Annotated in this window: 7 protein-coding genes and 1 riboswitch; of the genes, 1 reads left to right on the forward strand and 6 read right to left on the reverse strand. The window is 37.2% G+C overall.

Annotation, left to right across the window (positions count from 1 at the left end; translation table 11 throughout):
• The first annotated feature begins 108 nt into the window (after nucleotides 1-108).
• Nucleotides 109-15,141 (forward strand): DUF7507 domain-containing protein, encoded by a 15,033-nt coding sequence (locus tag K5S59_RS26130; RefSeq protein ID WP_212981784.1) that lies wholly within the window; start codon nucleotides 109-111, stop codon nucleotides 15,139-15,141.
• Nucleotides 15,142-15,213: 72 nt separating this feature from the next.
• On the opposite strand, the gene K5S59_RS26135 is transcribed toward K5S59_RS26130, so the two are convergent.
• From K5S59_RS26135 to K5S59_RS26160, 6 genes are all read right to left on the reverse strand, one after another.
• On the reverse strand, nucleotides 15,214-15,354 hold the full coding sequence (locus K5S59_RS26135) for an FbpB family small basic protein (protein WP_001228045.1): 141 nt from the start codon (nucleotides 15,352-15,354) through the stop codon (nucleotides 15,214-15,216).
• 261 nt (nucleotides 15,355-15,615) lie between these two features.
• A complete protein-coding gene (locus K5S59_RS26140) occupies nucleotides 15,616-16,482 on the reverse strand; it encodes a 5'-3' exonuclease (protein ID WP_000757047.1) in 867 nt (288 codons plus the stop codon).
• A 131-nt stretch (nucleotides 16,483-16,613) separates the two neighbouring features.
• Nucleotides 16,614-17,339 carry a P-type ATPase actuator domain-containing protein gene (locus tag K5S59_RS26145; protein ID WP_000964972.1) on the reverse strand — a complete coding sequence of 242 codons (726 nt, stop codon included), beginning with the start codon at nucleotides 17,337-17,339 and terminating at the stop codon, nucleotides 16,614-16,616.
• Between the two features lie 343 nt (nucleotides 17,340-17,682).
• Nucleotides 17,683-17,848: riboswitch (M-box (ykoK) riboswitch) on the reverse strand.
• A gap of 129 nt (nucleotides 17,849-17,977) precedes the next feature.
• On the reverse strand, nucleotides 17,978-18,364 hold the full coding sequence (locus K5S59_RS26150) for a DUF350 domain-containing protein (RefSeq protein WP_000606861.1): 387 nt from the start codon (nucleotides 18,362-18,364) through the stop codon (nucleotides 17,978-17,980).
• Nucleotides 18,357-19,595: a glutathionylspermidine synthase family protein gene (locus K5S59_RS26155; RefSeq protein ID WP_120449767.1), complete on the reverse strand. Its 1,239-nt coding sequence runs from the start codon at nucleotides 19,593-19,595 to the stop codon at nucleotides 18,357-18,359. The genes K5S59_RS26150 and K5S59_RS26155 overlap by 8 nt, the downstream gene beginning before the upstream one ends.
• 3 nt (nucleotides 19,596-19,598) lie before the next feature.
• Entirely contained in the window at nucleotides 19,599-19,910 is a 312-nt protein-coding gene (locus K5S59_RS26160; RefSeq protein WP_098259175.1) for a hypothetical protein, read from the reverse strand.
• Between the last annotated feature and the right edge of the window lie 77 nt (nucleotides 19,911-19,987).

Consider the following 19,987-nt stretch of genomic DNA (forward strand, 5'->3'; position numbering starts at 1 on the left):
TCTAGACATTTAAATCATTATTATCAAATCAACTTGTACATGTTTCACTTTATTTGTCACACACATATCCTATTTTGACCAAGACTATATTGTAAATGAGGTGACAACATGCCCATTACGAATCGATTTTCTACCACCACTAACGGCGCACTCGCTATTACAGGTAATACTTTAGGCTTAAGTAAAATTAGTAATCAAAACCGTGCTGGTACAATCGGGGCAATTGGTGCATTCGCAACTACGAATACCGCTTTACAAGTACCTACTTTTCCTGCTGGTACAACATTAAACTATACACAAAATAGTTCTACCGCTATTTTAAATATCCCTGCTGGTAGTACTATTCTTTACGCAGAACTTGTTTGGGGTGGAAACTACTTATCTCGTGATCAAAATATTACGAGTGTATTAGGAAACCCTGTTTCTTTTATAACACCTGTGTCAACATACTCAATTACCCCTTCAACCGTTACAGCTTCTAATCAAACATTCGTTTCTGGATCTGTCACATTTGGATTCTATACGCGTTCCGCAGATGTAACATCCCTCGTTCAAGCTGGAGGATCTGGCTCTTATACAACCGGTTCTGTCCCTGGACTTGTTGATCCTTTAGATGCTTCTAACGGAGCTATCAATTCTTCTGGATGGACGCTCATTGTCGCTTATCAAAACGGTTCCTTACCCGCAAGAAATTTAACAATTTACGTAGCTGGTAACCGTGTGTCTGTAGAAACTGGTAGTGCAGATGTATCTGTCTCAGGGTTTTTAACACCTGCCGGAGGACCTGTAAGCGGGAGATTATTTATAAGTTCTACTGAAGGGGATGCTGATTTAACTGGGGATCAAGCATTATTTGGACCAAATTTCAGTTCATTAAATGCATTATCCGGGCCAAATAATGCTGTAAATAATTTCTTCGGTTCTCAAGTGAATAATGCTGCCGGAAATTTAGATACAACTGGGACATTTGGAACACGAAATCAAAGTGCTTCTACAAGTACAAATATCTCCGCAGGAAGGCAAGGATGGGACATTACTTCTATTGATATTTCTCCTTATTTAACAAATTCTCAAGTCTCCGCCGCAATCCGTTTAACAACTAACGGAGATGCATATATGTTAAATACAGTTGGGTTACAAATTAATATAAACTCACCTAACATACAAGCAACGAAAAATGTGAATAAAAGTGTCGCTACAATTGGAGATGTTCTCACTTATACCGTTACTATCCCTAATACCGGGCTCCTTCCCGCCAATAATGTTATTTTTATAGACAGTCTTCCTAACGGTACCTCCTTTATACCTGGCACTGTAACGGTAGATAACGTACCACAAACAAATGCAAATCCGGCCGCTGGTATATCTCTTGGAACCATTAGTAATAATTCTTCTCGTACAGTAACTTTCCAAGCAACCGTCGTTTCTCTCCCAAGCCAAAACCCTATCTCTAACACTGCGAATATTACATTTCAATATACACCAATTGCCGGTGGAACGACTTTTAACGGTCTTGCAACAAGCAACTCTGCAGGAACGCAAATTAACCTTGCAGATATTAATGGAACAAAATCAGTTAACAAAATCTTTACCGACATTGGCGAAACGTTAACTTACAGTATTGCCTTAGCTAATGTAGGAAATATCGCCGCAACGAACGTTATATATACAGATCCAATTCCAAGCGGGACTAATTTTATTGCAGGCAGTGTAACAGTTAACGGTGTTACTCAAGCTGGCGCAAATCCCGCTACTGGTATATCCGTCGGAACTATTGCTGCTAATTCTACGACTACCGTTTCATTTCAAGTACTCGTTCCTTCTATCCCGCAAACAAATCCAATATTAAATAGTGGCACAACAACTTATCAATACATTCCTGTGCCAAATCAGCCGGCAGTAAGTGGGACTGATACGACCAATATCGTATCTACTCAAGTGAATAATGCTACTGTCACTATGGCAAAAGCAGTAGATAAAAATTTTGCAGATATTGGTGATACACTAACCTACACTGTTTCCTTTACAAGTACAGGGAATACGAATGCGAATAACGTTATTTTTACAGATGTCATTCCCACCGGCACAACTTTTGTTCTAAACAGTTTAACAATTGATGGCACGACACAAGTTGGAGCAAATCCCGCTACTGGTGTGAATATAGGATCTATTCCAACTGGCACTATAAAAAATGTTTCATTTCAAGTAATAGTAAATACAATTCCAGCGTCGAACGTCGTATCTAACGGTTCAAGCGCTTCTTATCAATATACCGTCAATCCTAGCCAATCACCCGTTACAAAAAACATTTCTTCGAATCTCGTTTCCACTCAAATTAACAATGCGAATTTAACATTAACAAAATCAACAAATAAACAATTTGCTACAATTGGCGAAACAATTAGTTATACAATTCTTATTACAAACAGTGGAAATACAGCTGCTACGAACGTGCAACTAACAGATCCACTTCCAAATGGAACGATATTGACTCCTGGTACTGTAACACTAAACGGAGTTCTACAAAATGTAGATTCTCTCGTCGCTTTACCTATCGGAACAATTCCTGGCGGAGCTACTTTTACTCTTTCTTTCCAAGTAACAGTCATCAATATTACCGCACAAAACCCTATCATTAATAATGCTTTCGCTTCTTATCTTTATACTGTAAATCCAAGTCTGCCACCCACTTCAAAAACAGCAAATTCTAATTCCGTTACATCAACAATTAGACTAGCAAACCTTCATGCTACTAAGTCTGTAGATAAAACATTTGCGGAAGTTGGAGATATATTAACTTATACCTTTTCTCTTACAAACGATGGAAATGTTGCGGCGAACAATGTAGTACTATCCGATTCCATTGCGAATGGTACTGCCTTTGTGCCAGACAGTGTTATAGTTAACAATGTTGCTCAGTCGGGTGTTACACCAGCTAGCATCAACATCGGTAGCATCAATGCTAATACTACAATTACAGCTTCATTCCAAGTATTAATAACTAGCATCCCAAATCCAAACCCTATTTCAAATAGCGCTTCTATTGCCTATAACTTTATTGTGGATCCAAATGCTTCCCCTGTAAGTAAGAACACTACTTCAACCACTTCATTTACTCAAGTAAACGATGCAAATGTCATTTCAACCAAAGCAGTGGATCGAGCGTTCGCTACCGTAGGGGATATATTAACTTATACCGTTACTTTGGCGAATGCAGGAAGTGTTTCCGCTGATAGTCCTACTTTCGTAGATACAAACCCAGACGGTACTGCCTTTATCCCAAACACTTTCCTTATTAATGGTGTACTCCAAAATAATGCCGATCCAAATGTCGGTGTTCCGTTACCTTCTATTCCTGCTAACGGCTCACTTATAGTCTCTTATCAAGTAACTGTCACCTCTTTACCAACACAAAATCCAACAATAAATTCATCTAGTACACAGTATAGCTTTATTTTAAATCCAGGCGATCCACCAACTATAGAAACGTCTTTAAGCAACACTGTAAGTACACAAATTAATTTAGCAAATGTAGTTATTGTCAAACAGGTAGATTTAACTATTGCGGATGTTGGGCAACCAATCACATATACAATTGCCTTAGCTAACCCTGGAAATACTCCAGCAAATAATGTAGTCGTTACCGATATACTGCCTTCTGGTACTACTCTCGTCCCAAATAGTACTTTTATAGGCGGCGCTTTACAGCTAGGTGCGGATCCAAGTGTCGGTCTTCAAATTGGTACGATTCCAGCAGGCGGCATTACAACAATTGTTTTCCAAATTAGTGCAAATAGTTTACCTTCACCAAATCCAGTTCAAAACAGCGCTGCACTTCAATATAGCTTTATCGCAGATCCAAATTTACCTGCTGTTGTTAGGAACGCTACTGGCAATATAGTAACGACACAAATTAATACCGCTAATATTGTTGCTACGAAAATTACAAGCACAAATTTCGCTGATGTTGGCGATGTCATAACGTATGCTACAATTTTAACGAATAACGGCAATATCCCAGCCTCTAATGTAACGTTTACAGATATCATTCCAGCTGGTACCATCTTCCTTCCTAATACTGTAACGATTAACGGCGTCCCTATGGCCAATGCAAACCCTGCTAACGGGATTCTTATTGGTACGATAGGAGCAAATTCATCACGTACTGTTGCATTCCAAGTTTTTGTACCAACTATTCCTGCTTTAAATCCGATTACAAATCAATCAGGCACTACTTTCCAATACACGTACGACCCATCCAAACCAACTGTCATGCAGATGGTGGCCTCTAACACTGTACAGACAACTATTAATAACGCCTCTATTACCGCTACAAAATCTGCGGATAAACAGTTTGCGAACGTAAATGATATTATTACGTATACGACTACTTTAATGAATAACGGAAACACACTTGCATCAAATATAGTATTTACAGATGCTATTCCAAGCGGGACGTCTTTTATTCCAAATAGTGTAACAGTAAATGGTACTACACTCTCTAATGCAAATCCAGCTAATGGCATAGCAATTAATCCAATAAACCCCAATGCAAATACGACCATCTCGTTCCAAGTGCAAGTAAATTCCATCCCGAATCCGAATCCAATCCCAAATCAAAGTAACACAACGTACCAATATGTCGTAGACCCGAACTTACCTCCAGCATCCGCCAATGCATTAAGTAACGTAATAACAACTCAAATTAACAACGCTACGATTATCGCTACGAAATCAGTGAACACACCGAATGCTGCAATTGGAGATATCGTTACTTACACGATTGCAGTTACGAACACAGGAAACATCCCTGCTAGTGCAACTGTTTTAACAGATGGACTTGGACCAGGTGCATCCTTCATCCCAAATTCCGTTACGATAAATAATGTTTCCCAACCTGGAGTAGATCCTTCATTAGGTATTCATTTAGACGATATTTCACCAGGAGGCACTACTTTCATTACATTCCAAGTGAAAATCCTCGCTATTCCACCTAGTGGAAATTTAACGAATAATGCTCTTGTAAACTACGAATATACAGTGAATCCAACTGAAACACCAGCTGTTGGTAGTACCGTTACAAATACAACAGTTACACCGATTGTTGATGCTACTTTAGTAATAAATAAAAATGCTAGTACAACTTTCGCTACAATTGGAGATACGATTACATTCACCTCAGGTGTTACAAATACAGGAAATACTACCGCTAACAACGTTGTTTTTACAGATTCCATTCCAAGTGGTACCACCTTTGTCCCAAATAGTTTTAAGATAAATGGTGTAACAATCCCTAATGCAAATCCACAAAACGGTATTATTATTGGTAACTTGAATTCAAATGCATCGGTTACACTTAGTTTTCAAGTAAATATTACAACTCTTCCAAACCCTAATCCAATTCCGAACAAATCATCTCTTCAATATAGCTTTATTGTTGATATAAATGAACCGCCTGTTTCACGAACAGTTCAATCCAACAAAACTTTTACACAAGTAAATACTGCCTCCGTTATCGCCACAAAAACTGCGAGTAGTGCATTTGCCGCTGTTGGAGATACAATTACGTATACAACAACTTTTACTAATAGCGGAAATACTTCTGCAAACACACCTGTTTTTATCGATATATTACCACCTGAACTTTCATTCGTTCCTGATAGCGTACAAATTAATACGATCCCACAACTTGGATTTAGACCAGATAGCGGGATTTCTTTAGACGCAATTCCAGTTGGAGGAACGACAACGATTAGTTTTCAAGCGATCGTTGGTTCAATACCAGCTATAAATCCAACGTTAAATCAATCTAGCACAACATACTCTATCATTGTGGACCCTACCCAGCCACCAGTGACGGAAACAGCTACAAGTAATCCGACTTTAGTTCAAATTAACGAAGCAATCATTCGAGCGACGAAAAGTGTAGATCGACTTTTTTCTGACATTGCACCCGGAAATTCATTTTTAACGTATACAGTTTTATTAGAGAATACAGGGAACACAACAGCTACTAATATCATTTTTACAGATCCGATTCCAAATAATACAATATTTATAGAAGATAGTGTTCGAGTAGGCGGGGTTTTATTACCTGGGGTAAATCCAGCGAATGGGATACCAATTGGGGATATTATTGCAGGAGATTTTATAAACGTTACCTTCCGCGTACAAGTAGTTAGTATCCCAAATCCTATTTTTACAATCGGACCTGGAGGACCAAACTCACCGGTTGTAAACGGTGCTTCTATTAATTATCAATTTATGACAGGACCTAATTTACCACTCGTTTCACGAAGTACAACATCCAATTCTGTTTCGACACAAATAAATTCCGGAGAAATTGTAGCGGTTAAATCCGCGAATAAAAATTTCGTAACAATCGGCGATACAATTTCTTATACAATTACATTAAATAACCCCGGAAATGTCACTTCACAAAATATAATTTTCACGGATATTTTGCCTGATGGAACGACATTTATATCTGGAACTCTTACAAATGATTCTGGTACGCAACAAATAGGCAATCCAGCGAACGGAATTCAGATTGGAAATATAAATCCCGGTAGCACGGCTACTATTACGATAAACGTACTTGTAACAAACATTCCAAGTATAAATCCCATCTCTAATTCTAGTTCTATACAATTTCAGCACATTGTCGATCCAAGTCAACCAGCTATAACACAAACCACTTCATCTAATACCGCTACTACAACAATAAATAGTGCAATATTAACTACAACAAAAAGTGCTGATAAATCTATAGTGTCTGTTGGAGATACGATTACGTATACAACTACTATTACGAATAATGGGAATACACCAGCAACGAATATAACATTCACAAGCGCTATTCCAGCTAACACTACATTTATACCAAATTCGGTCACAATCAATGGTGCTCAGCAACTTAGTGCTCAGCCAGCACTTGGAGTAACTATACCAAATATCGCTCCTGGCGCAACAGTAACTGTCACTTTCCAAGTAAATGTTATTTCTGTACCCCCTTCAAGTTCAATTATGGATAACGATACAATTTTATATTCTTATACTATTGATCCAAGCGCAACCCCTGTTACTACTTCTACTTCAACGACTATCGTTGCAAACCCTGTACTAGATGCTATGATAACGATGGTAAAATCGGTCGATCAACCACTTGTAACACTAGGTGATACCATTACCTATACAACAATTTTAACGAATAATGGGAATACAAATGCAACAAATATTACTTTCACTGACCTTATTCCAGACGGCACAACGTTCGTTTCTGATAGCGTTACAATAAATGGCAATACACAACTTGGCCTTAATCCCAATACAGGTATAACGATTGGGACAATTGCTCCAAACAGCTCAATAGCAATAGCATTTCAAGTTACCGCTACTTCTACTCCTGTTCAAAATCCTATTGAGAATTCCGCTAGTGCTTCTTACACATTTATCGCTGATCCTAATGCCCCTATTGTTTCAAGAAATGTTACTTCAAACACAGTGTTCACTACAATTAACACAGCTACCATTCTTTCATTAAAACAAGTCGATAAATCCTTTAGTCGTATTGGAGACACACTCACCTATACTGTTACTTTAACAAACAATGGAAACTCATCCGCACAAAATGTTATTTTCTCAGATACACTGCCGAACGGAATTACATTTATTGCAAACTCATTTTCTATTAACGGGGTTCCTCAAAGTGGTGCGGACCCATCAAACGGTGTAAATATTGGGCCTATAACAGCTGGGACTACAGTAACAGTTTCATTCCAAGTTACTGTAACATCCTTACCAACCGAAAACCCAATTGTAAATTTCTCATCAACATCGTATCAATTAGTCTCACCGCCTGATGCAGAAACTTCAATTAGCAATCCTGTTTCAACTCAAATTAACGAAGCTATATTATCCATGACGAAAAACGAAAGTGTATCCTTTATAGACGTCGGGCAAACTGCTTTTTACACTACTTCTATTTCGAATATAGGAAATACAGATGCAGCCAACATTGTATTCACAGATGTATTACCGAGCGGACTCACATTTGTTCCTAACACATTAACTGTTGATGGTGTTTTACAACCTGACGCGAATCCAAATACCGGTGTATTACTTGCAACACTTCCACCAAATGAAATATATAGTATCGTATTTCAAGTTACAGTTAACAGCATCCCACCTATTAATCCTGCACCAAATACATCATCAACGACGTATGAGTTTACTGTTGATCCTGTTAATCCTCCCGTTTCAAGTACAGCTAATTCTAACACGACGCTTCTTCAAATAAACAATGCAACTATTATTAGTACAAAAACAGCAAATCTTACTTTTGCGGATGTTGGTAATACAATAACATTTACACTTACCCTTCCTAATTCCGGGAATGTGGCTGCAACTGATGTTACCGTTATCGATATACTTGATAGCAATTTAAGTTTCGTTCCAAACAGTTTCACAGTTAATGGGCAAACCATTCCAAACGCTGATTTATCTACTGGTGTAAATATCGGTTCCATTAATGGTGGAAACACATCAATCGTCACATTCCAAGCCATCGTTTCAACCCTCCCAATCAACAATCCTATTTCTAATTCGGCTCTTACCACTTACCGTTATATTGTTGATCCAGATCAGCCGTTCATTTCAACTTCTAATCAATCTAATACAACGACAACACAAGTTAATAGCGCTATCCTTACTGCACAAAAAAATTCAAATGTGGAAGCAGTAGATATTGGGCAAGATATTGTCTACTCAGTTACGATTACAAATAGCGGAAATGTTAGTGCGACGAATGTTATTTTTACCGACCTAATTCCAGACGGAACTTCCTTTGAACCGAATAGTTTTACACTTAACGGAACTACCATCCCAAATGCAGACCTAATTACAGGCGTTCCAATTGGCGATATTGGGCCAAACGAATCTGTCATTGTAACATTTCATATTAGTGCCGATGAAATTCCGCCTATAAATCCAATTACCAATCAAGCTAGTGTTAGTTTCCAACACATTGTCAATCCAGCTAATCCTCCTGTTTCAAAAAACATTACTTCAAATAGTGTTACAACAACAATTGAAAGTGCTATTTTAACTACTACTAAAATCGGAGATAAAGCTTTTGCGACGATTGGTGATACAATTACGTATACAACTACGATTACGAATACAGGAAATATTCCTGCTAATAACGTTATTTTCTCAGACCCGATTCCATCGTGGACACAATTTGTTGCAGGATCAGTTATTGTTGATGGCACACCATTAGCATCTGCTTCTATCATTGACGGTATTGGCATAAATACAATCATTCCAAATCAAACTGTAACAATCATGTTCCAAGTTCAAATCACAAGCAACCCAACAACGTTCACACCTGAACTCCAAAACTTAGGATTTGTGAACTTCCAATATAACGTAGGGAATGCATTACAGGCTCAGCCTGGCAATGTGGAAACGAACGTCTTCGTTACCTCTATTAATTCAGCAATACTTTCAGCTGTAAAAACTGCTAATACAGCCTTTGCAAATATCGGAGACACGATCACTTATACGGTCCTTATTCAAAACAGCGGCAATACAAACGCTACGAATCTAAATTTCTCAGATCTTATTCCAGCTGGAACGACCTTTGTTGAAAATAGTTTTTCTGTAAATGGAAGTATCATTCCAGGGGCAAATCCAAATAACGGGGTTAATATCGGAACCGTGAATGCTGGTAGTTCCTCAGCCGTTACGTTCCAAGTCATAGTTACATCTACTCCACCTTCGAACCCAATTACAAACGTTGCAGCTATTCAATACGAATTTATAGTTAACCCGACCTCTCCTCCTGTTACAGGCACAATAACTTCTAATAGTGCTTCCACACAAATTAATAACGCGACTGTTACAACTGTTTTAGAAGCAAATCGTACAATTGTATCTATTGGAGATATCATTACGTATACAGCAACATTAACGAATACTGGAAACTTCCCTGCAAATTCTGTATTACTCATTAATGGAGTTCCTGAAGGGGCATTATTTGTTCCAAATAGTGTCACGCTTAACGGGATTTCACTTCCAGATGCAAGTCCAACTCTCGGTATTCCAGTTGGTATTATCGCACCAGGTGATTCTGCTACTATTACGTTCCAATTTCTTGCAAGTTCTATTCCACCGCAAGGAGCGATTATAAATCAAGCACTTACAAGTTACACTTATATTGTCGACCCAAGTCAACCTCCAGTTACAGCAACATCTTCATCTAATACGGTAAATACAGCTGTCGTTGATGCATCGCTATCTGTAATTAAAAATACAGATTCTCTCGTACAATCTACTGACGGTACAATCACTTACACTGTAGTCGTTCAAAATAACGGAAATACAACTGCAAATACAGTTACTTTAACAGATTTGGTCCCAGAAGGAACTGCATTTATTCCGAATAGCGTAACCATAAATGGTGTTTCAGCCCCAGGTGCTGATCCAAACGTAGGAATCTCCTTAAACGCCATTGCACCTTCAGAAATCGTCACCGTCACATTCCAAGTTATCGTTCAATCCATTCCAAGCGTGAATCCAATTTCTAATATAGCCCGTATTGACTATACTTTTATCGCCGATCCAGCTGCTCCTATCATCGCTCGAACAATTACGTCTAATCCAGCTTTCACACAAATTTCGGATGCGAATGTTCTTTCTTTAAAAGCTGTCAATGCACAACAAGCAACAACCGGTGACATTTTGACCTATACGATAACGCTAGAAAATACCGGAAATATTCCAGCTACTAATCTCATATTTTCAGATACGCTTCCAGAAGGGACTACATTCGTAGAAAATAGTTTTACACTTAACGGAACAGCTATACTGGGTGCAAATCCAAATGCAGGTGTTACTTTGCCTAACCTAGTAGCAAACGCTACTCACCTTATTTCGTTCCAAATTCTTATTAACGATTCATTCTCGCAACAATCGATTACAAATCAATCTAATACAACATATACAATTCAACCAGACCCAGGGCAACCGCCTATTACTGAAACATCTACAAGTAATATTGTCATTACAAATTTCGTGCAAGCACAATTGACAGTTACAAAAACGTCCAATCCAATCACTGTAGATATTGGCGGAACTATACTTTATATTTCTGAAGTGAAAAATACCGGAAATGTTGACGCAATAAATATTACTTTTACAGATGCTATTCCAGCTGGGACTACATTCGTTCCAGACAGTGTCACAATTAACGGTGTACTTCAGCCTGATGCAAATCCTGAAAACGGAATACCAATTGGAACGATTCCACCAAATAGTTCCAAAACGATACTATTTCAAGTACAAACAAATAATCCACCTACTGAAACCGAAATTGTAAATCAATCATCTGTAAATTACCAATATGTAAGTATTCCTACAGCTCCACCAGTGAATCGCTCTGCAAATTCTAATATTGTTACAACATCACTTCAAAATGCAAATATTATTTCTGTTAAACAGGCGGATGTTACTTTCGTATCCATCGGGCAAAATATTACCTACACAAATACACTACAAAATATAGGAACTGTTCCAGCTAACAATACGTTGTTCATTGACAACATTCCAGAAGGTACTATATTCATTGAAGATAGCTTATCAATAAATAATGTTATTCAGCCTGGTGTGAACCCTGAAAATGGAGTAACCCTCGGCACGATACAACCAAATGAAACAGTCACTATTTCATTCCAAGTACAACTTACAAATATACCAGAGGGCAACACAGTCATTAACATTTCAGACACTTCGTATGAATACCAAATTGACCCTAGTTCTCCGATTATTCAGCGTAGATCATTATCAAATGCAGTAAATACTGAAGTGCGGACGGCAAATGTGAGTGCAATTAAATCCGCTAACAGATCTATTACACGCATAGGTCAAATCATCACATATACAGTCGCAGTTACAAACGCTGGTACAGTACCTATTACAAATACTCTCCTAATTGACGCAATTGCTGCTGGCACCACATTCGTTCCAAATAGCATTCTTGTAGATGGCATACCGAGACCTAACGAAAATCCAATTACCGGAATCACCCTTGATATTATCCTTCCAAACAATACAATTATCGTTACATTCCAAGTAAATGTAGTCTCTGCACCTTCTCAAAATAACATTAATAATATCGCCGTCATCCACTATGAGTATCAGCCAGACCCAAGCTTGCCACCAATTTCAGAAACGACATCTTCCAATACTACAAATATACAATTTATTGATGTGATTCTTATCGCTACAAAATCCGCTAATACAGTATTAGCTAATATTGATGAAACCATTGAATATACAGTACTCATTCAAAATAACGGATCCACTACAACTAACTCCATCTTTTTTACAGATACTATAGAGGATGGAACAATATTTATTCCGGGAAGTGTAACAGTTAACAACACTGCACTTCCTGCAGCAGATCCAAATATCGGCTTTTCCATCCCTAATATTACGTCAGATCAAGTGACTACAATAACGTTCCAAGTTTCCGTTACGAATTTACCTGCTGTAAACCCAACACCTAATACTGCAAACATCGTCTACGATTTTATTTTCAACCCTGACTTTGCACCTATTCAAAAATCGACTACTTCCAATACTACTTTCGTCCAAATTAATGACGCTGATATCGTTTCACTGAAAACTGTTGATTTGAATTCTGTTACGATTGGTGACATTTTAACTTATACTACAACTTTAACGAATATAGGAAATGCAGATGCTACTGCTGTTGTATTTACAGACAATATTCCTGTTGGAACAACCTTTATAGACGGTAGCGTTTTAGTAAATAATATTCCTCAGCTTAACGCGAATCCAAGTACTGGTATACTTGTAGGAACGATTGCTCCTAATGATTCTATCCCTGTCACGTTTTCCGTTACTGTGGTATCTCTTCCAGCAAGCAGTCGTATCCAAAACCAATCAACTTCTCGTTATACAATTAGTGGCGAAGAACAAATATCGACTAGTAATATTACCTTCACTGAAGTTATTTCTGCTAATGTGCTCGCTATAAAAACAACACCTATTCAATATGCTGACCTACAAACGATTATCCCTTACACCATTTCCATCACAAACAATGGGAATATACAAGTAGAAAACATTATCGTTACAGATATTATCCCAGCAAATACGAGCTTTATAGAGAATAGTGTTATTGTGAATGGCACCGCTCGTCCAAATGACAATCCACTTAACGGGATACAACTTGATAACATTCCACCTAATACGACAGCAACCATTCTATTCCAAGTACGGGTTACTTCAATTCCGCAAACAAATCCAACTTCTAACACGAGTACAATTGAATACCAATACACGATACCAAACCAGCCGCCTATTACCGAAACTATTCTTTCATCAGCTGCCGTAACAGCAATTAATCATGCAAATTTAAATAGTAATAAAGCTGTTGACCTTGCATTTGCAACAGTCGGTGACACGTTAACTTATACAATTACACTCAATCAAACTGGTAATGTTGCAGCAAATGATGTAGTCATTCAAGATATGATTCCTCAAGGTACTACGTTTATAGAAAATAGCGTCATGGTAAACGGAGAAACTCTTCCGGGAGTTAATCCAGTAAGTGGTATACCAATTGGTACTATAATTGTAGGCGGAAATGCTATCGCTTCATTCCAAGTTTCTGTGACTTCTATCCCAACACCAAATGAACTCAACAACAACGCAATTACTACCTTTAACTATATAGTCAACCCAAATAACATACCTGTTACGAATACAACTACAACAAATACCGTCACAACAACTGTTCAAAATGATAATGTAGTTGCGATAAAAGCTGTTGATTTCACGAGCGCATTACCTGGTCAAACTTTAACGTATACCATTACTATTACTAATAATGGTAATATCACTATTGAAGATCTTCTTATAGTAGACACGGCGCCAGTAGATACAACATTCGTTATTGGTAGTGTAACGATCAACGGAATCAATCAGCCTAATGAAAATCCTGAAAATGGTATTACATTAGGAAGCCTTACTCCTAATGAATCTACTATCATTACTTTCCAAGTAACAATATCTTCTACAACTCTTCAACCAGCAATTAATAACGATGCTTCTGTTTCCTATACCGTTAACATCGATCCGAATGAACCGCCTATTACAATTACAAAGCAAACAAATACGGTTACAACAACAGTAGTTGATCCGATGGTTCGCATTGAAAAGACAGCTGATAAATCTATCGTAACAACAGGAGAGACCATGACTTTCACATTGGAAGTAATAAATCATTCCCCGATTCCTACGATAAGTACTTCTATTTTAGATACCATTCCAACTGGTACAATATTTATAGAAAACAGCGTAACCATTAACGGCGCTCCTGTTCCAAATGTCCGTCCAGACACTGGTATGAATATCGGTGCTTTACCAGCTGGCTCCGTAGCAACGATAACATTTAAAGTTCTCGTCACATCTATCCCTTCAAACAGCACAATTATCAATTCTGCTTCCGTCACAGCTGCCTTCCAATTGACACCACAGGATCCAATTATTACTTTTATTTCCAATTCAAATATCGTTCGTATACCAGTTCAATTTATAACTGCTGTAGTAGTGAAAGATGCTTCCGTCAGCTCGGCTTATTTAAAACAATATTTTGATTATACGGTACGTATTACGAATACTTCTGATATTTCACTTTCAAATGTTTCTTTGCAAGATACCATTCCAGCAGGTTTACAATTTATGAACGGCACTGTCTTTATTAACGGCGAACGCTCTCCACTAGCGAATCCGAATATCGGTTTCCTAGTCGCTAATAATTTGGAACCAGACGAAACAATTATCGTGTTATTCACAGTACAAGTGATAAGCCCGCCTATTACTAATGAATTTAAAAACACGGCGAATATTTCATTACAACTTCAAGTTTCACCTACCGACCCACCAATTACAGTAACCGTTACAAGCAACGAAAATATCGTCACCTTTATTTCAGAAAATCCAAATGAAACACTTCCAAATTTAAACTGCTTCTTTGACGGGGAACGTTTTATACGCATTACTCCTCGAAATATACGAAATTACTTTTGGACTTGGATTTGGTGGAAATAATAAAAAAGAAAAAGCTTGTAGTTTGGATAGTATCCAAACTACAAGCTTTTTTCATAGGCCAAATTATCTTACTCAATTACTAGCAACTCTGTATGCTACATGTCGTTTCTCAATTCTTTCTTCAATTTCTTTCATATTTTCTTTATTATTTAATAGTGATTGTTTATTTTCAATTAATAATTGTTTAAAAGATTTTCTCACTTTTTTTCTCATTTTCATTTTCCTCCTTGGGGGATGGTTTATATAAAGTTGAAACCCTAAATTCTTTGCTTTCGCTGAATTTTGAGGTGGGGGTCTTACTGCCCATTAAAGCGGGATAAAGATAAAGAATTATCTGGTTGTTCTTATAATAATTGATTGTTGTGAATTCTATTTGAACTTCATATGAAAATTCCGTTTATTTTCTGACAACTTTGTGAACATACAAAAAAAGAAAGACCGATTCATTTTACTTGTAATCGGTCTTCCTAGTATTTATAGCATATTGATTAATATTTCAGGTCTTCCCCAATTCATTTCTTCACAAACGAATCTAAGTTTTTCTTCATCCATTGTGTGTAATCCTTCTTCTAGTGAACATGAAATTGGAACTTCACAGTGAATTTGTGCTAATTGTAATGAAATATTTAAGTTCTCTAAATCACTTTCAATCTTTGTACGCTGTGCTTTCGTTAATGATGATACATTTTCTAGTACAGTTGCTACTGTTCCGTGCTCTTGAATCAGTTTATACGCTGTTTTTTCCCCGATACCTTTTACACCTGGGTAATTATCGCTCGTATCTCCCATGAATGCTTTCGCATGCACGATTTGCCAAGGTTTCACACCTTTTTCTTCCATGATCTTCTCTGGTGTATAATATTCGTAATTTCCGATACCTTTGCGCAAGAGCATAACTGTAACGTTCTTATCAACAAGCTGAAGTAAATCCGTATCACCTGTTAAAATATATACTTCTGCTTCATTGCAGTATTGTTTTGCAAGCGTACCGATACAATCATCCGCTTCATACCCTTTCATACCGATAACTGGAATAGACAATTTCGCAGTCATTTCTTGTACTAAATCAAATTGCGGAATTAATTCTTCAGGCGGCGCTGCACGATTCGCTTTATAATTTGAGAACGATTCTGTTCTAAATGTCGTACTTCCCATATCCCAGCATGTTACGATATGTGTCGGTTCAATTGCTTGCATAGCTGTTAATAAATGTTTCATATAACCATGAATCCCGTTTGTAGGGGTACCATCTTGTCGTTTCATAAATTGTCCGTAGACACTTGTTGCGTAAAAAGCACGAAATAATAGTGCCATACCATCAACTAATAATACTTTTTTCATAATCCCTCTCCTACTACAAAAAATAATAACCCCACGTCATCACGTAAGGTTATATAAATAGATTACCATTCTACGTTTTTTCAACTTTGTCTATTATACATTGTTTTTGTATATTTAGCATCATTTACACATTAAGACATTCTACTACAACAAGTATGAAGAATTCCTGAATACGTATTTTTCCCAGTCGAAACAACTACAGCCTTTGCGTTTCCGCCAACAATATACGTCCCTTTGAAACATACGTTTTCAAGTTCAAGTGGATTATAGTCTTTCATTCGTTTTAAAGGAATAAATCTTTTGCGCTCAAGGTGATAGCAGCTTTCAAATTTCTCAATATTTGTATCTTTTCCTGTTAGCACAGATTCATTTACCAATAAATCATTCGCATAAATGATACGTACATCTGCTGGTACTATATCACCTTCTGAAAGAAAAATCATATCACCAGGAACAAGCTCTTGTACTGGCAAATTCATCATTTTTAATTCACCGGTTAACCCTGTTACACTAGAACATTCTACTCGAGACACAGTAATTTTCTCACATTGTGATCCATCACGCACATGTTGTTTTGAAAAACCTGGAATCATTCCACTTAGCTTCATCATTACTTCCGCAATACGCGCTCTTTTTGAAGTTAATTCATTTCGGCCGTATACTTGAATGCGTTTTTGCGCCTCTTTCATAGATAATCCGTCTCTTGTTGTTTTAAAATACGCAAATACAGATTTTACATCTCTCGTTGCGATTTCAATTAATAAATCTTTATTTTTTTGAAGCATTGTTTGTTCTTTCATTGATTTTTTACTTAATTTATATGACGTGTTACCCACAGTTTTGTTTGCATATAACATATTATCGTCTCCTCCTGTACAACATAGGAAGAAACGCTTTGTTTCTCAATTTATCCACTTTACCTTAACAGTGTCTAGCGCTTAAACATGCATATAAACGCTACATTATGATAAATATAGAGGGAGGAACAAGTCGTTTCCTGCCTACATCATATATTTTTGAATTGAAGTATATGGGTAACGGAACCGAGTCAGAATTTGACATGCTCCTCACCTCCTCGTTTAATTTTATAGTTTATACTATGAAATTACTCATAGCTTTGTAACAAAAAGACCCTTACTCTGAAAAGAGTAAAGGTCATGACATACACAAATAAACGATTCCTAATACAATTAGAAATCTACGGACCTCTCCCTCGCCGAGTTTTAGCACTGTATAGCATAGGTACATTACCAGCTACGTTAAGAAAAACCTTAATTCGATCATTCCTGTTGACCCATTGGCGTCTCTCGACATTTTTGGGCAGTAGCATTTCTCTATACAGGAGCCTCACCTAACAGAGACTTATTTTTTTATTACATAGAAAATGTTACTCTTATTTAAAATAGATGTCAACAGTAGCCTACAATTTTTTCGAAAGGTATGGCAAACTAACGTATATAAAAATAAAAAACTTTACGTTTGAGCGTAAAGTTTTTTAATAAGTTATACAACCTGCAATTACAATCCCAATGGAAAGCGATAAAAACATAAGAAACAGACCGACTGCTTGATTATCTTCTTCAAGACTTTTGTTTATATTAAAGCGTGGTGTAAGCCACTCAGCTAAATAATAAACGATAATTTGAGCCAAAATACCAACTGCTCCCCACGAAACCATATCAAGAAGTGAAATGGAATTAGCTGCTGTCGAATACAAAACAATAGCTAACCCAAGTAATCGTCCTCCAAGCACATAGCTTACCGCCTTATTTCCTTGAGCCATTAACTTAAATTCTTTTACTTTCGTTGTCACTTCCATTAGGAAAAGACCAATGCATAAAAGTCCCAGTGTTACTGCTAAATATAATAAAAAATTAATCATATACTTTCCTCCTTTTTATCCCTACCGGTAAATAGTACGATTCATTCCCCGTAATTTTTTCCCCAGCGCGAATACCGATACTACTCGCTTTTCCAGCAATTAAAAACGAACCAAACACATACGACAGTTTCTCCATCCCTTTTTCTGTTTCCAAGGATACGACTGGAAGTTCTATATATTTTTGAAATATCGGCAGTGACGCTTTATACGTTTGATGTGCATTTTGCATCATAATATTTTCGTCCTTATCACGAACGGTAATTGTGTCCCCTTCTCTACCAAATGAAGGTTTTTGAACGAAAGAACCTTTTCCTAAAAATAAATCTCGTTCTAAATATGTAGGTAACATATATTCTTTAATCCACTGTTGTTCCTCATTTGTATAAAAAGCCTCTTCTTCTGCTAACCCCCAAATCAGACACTGAATTGATTTGGGCTGAAGTAAAAATGCTGACAGAGGATTTATTATAAAAAGCTTTCCGGCTTTTACAAGTTGCAACAGTTCCACACCTACCAAGTCTCCTGTTTCAGGATCTTGATCCTCAATTAAATCTTCTATCGGATATGTTTGACGATATAAAACATCAATCGGTACTCCATCGCTATCCACTAAAGCATCTTTTGTAATTCTAAGTTCTGACATTGGCACTACTTTATTTTCAACATGGCATAACTGACTCAAATACATAGTCGTATTCCAATCCTCAATATGTTCATGATGTGCTGTAAAAACAACATTTGGGTTATCTATTCCCTTTGTCACTTCCATAACGGCTTTTGTAACACCAGAAGATAGCAATCGTTCTTGATCCAAGTTTGGATCATCGTAGCCTAGTTTTCCGCAAACTTTTCCATTCATTTGAAAGCATTCCATAATAAAAGTTGGCGTATCACTATTAAACTCAAGCATTTTAATTTGGTTATCATCTGTTAATACGAAATCAAATCGCGAAATAACAGATTCAGGATATAATCCTTTCATTCTAATGAACGCTAGGCTCGCAAGAGGAAACCCAAGTTCAAGAAGCTGTTCGTCACTTAAATTACGCAAAAGTTTAGCAGTCTTAAAAAATATTTTTCCCATTCGTTCAGTCGCTACTTGTAATTGTTTCATAGTCTCATTTGTTATAGAGAAAACATGAAACAAACTATACTCACATTCATATAAATCCGACCAGAAATCCGGATATTTCGAATAAAACTCTTTTCGTTCCCTTATGTATTGCGACATATGTTAGCCCCCAAATCCTCCCTTTGAACCGCTCCCAATTCCACCTTTAAATTCCGCAGACGATTGATACGATTTAAACGCCGATGAATTTTTAAAAGCTGATTTATTTTGATAGTATCTCCCACCATAGAAGTAATGCCCACGATAACCTGAACTACTATCATCACACTGCCATACCCCAAGTTCATCATCCCAATCCCAATCTGAACAACTATTATCATTCGGTTTTGGGGGAAGATCTTGTGCGCAGCCAAATAAGGTGCCAGTCATTAAAGACGTTATGACACCACCTACTAGCCATTTCGTTTTTGTCACCTTCGCACTCCCCTTTTTAAATTCTATTCCTATTATATAGGATGGCATGATAAAGTAGAAGAAAAAGGAAGAAGAGG

The sequence above is a fragment of the Bacillus sp. BML-BC051 genome (genome assembly GCF_019656175.1).
GTDB classification, from domain to species: domain Bacteria; phylum Bacillota; class Bacilli; order Bacillales; family Bacillaceae_G; genus Bacillus_A; species Bacillus_A mobilis.

Excerpts from the sequence above, each read along its gene's own strand:
- K5S59_RS26130 (WP_212981784.1), top strand. The coding sequence starts at position 109 with ATGCCCATTACGAATCGATTTTCTACCACCACTAACGGCGCACTCGCT.
- K5S59_RS26135 (WP_001228045.1), bottom strand. The coding sequence starts at position 15,354 with ATGAGAAAAAAAGTGAGAAAATCTTTTAAACAATTATTAATTGAAAAT.
- K5S59_RS26140 (WP_000757047.1), bottom strand. The coding sequence starts at position 16,482 with ATGAAAAAAGTATTATTAGTTGATGGTATGGCACTATTATTTCGTGCT.
- K5S59_RS26145 (WP_000964972.1), bottom strand. The coding sequence starts at position 17,339 with ATGTTATATGCAAACAAAACTGTGGGTAACACGTCATATAAATTAAGT.
- K5S59_RS26150 (WP_000606861.1), bottom strand. The coding sequence starts at position 18,364 with ATGATTAATTTTTTATTATATTTAGCAGTAACACTGGGACTTTTATGC.
- K5S59_RS26155 (WP_120449767.1), bottom strand. The coding sequence starts at position 19,595 with ATGTCGCAATACATAAGGGAACGAAAAGAGTTTTATTCGAAATATCCG.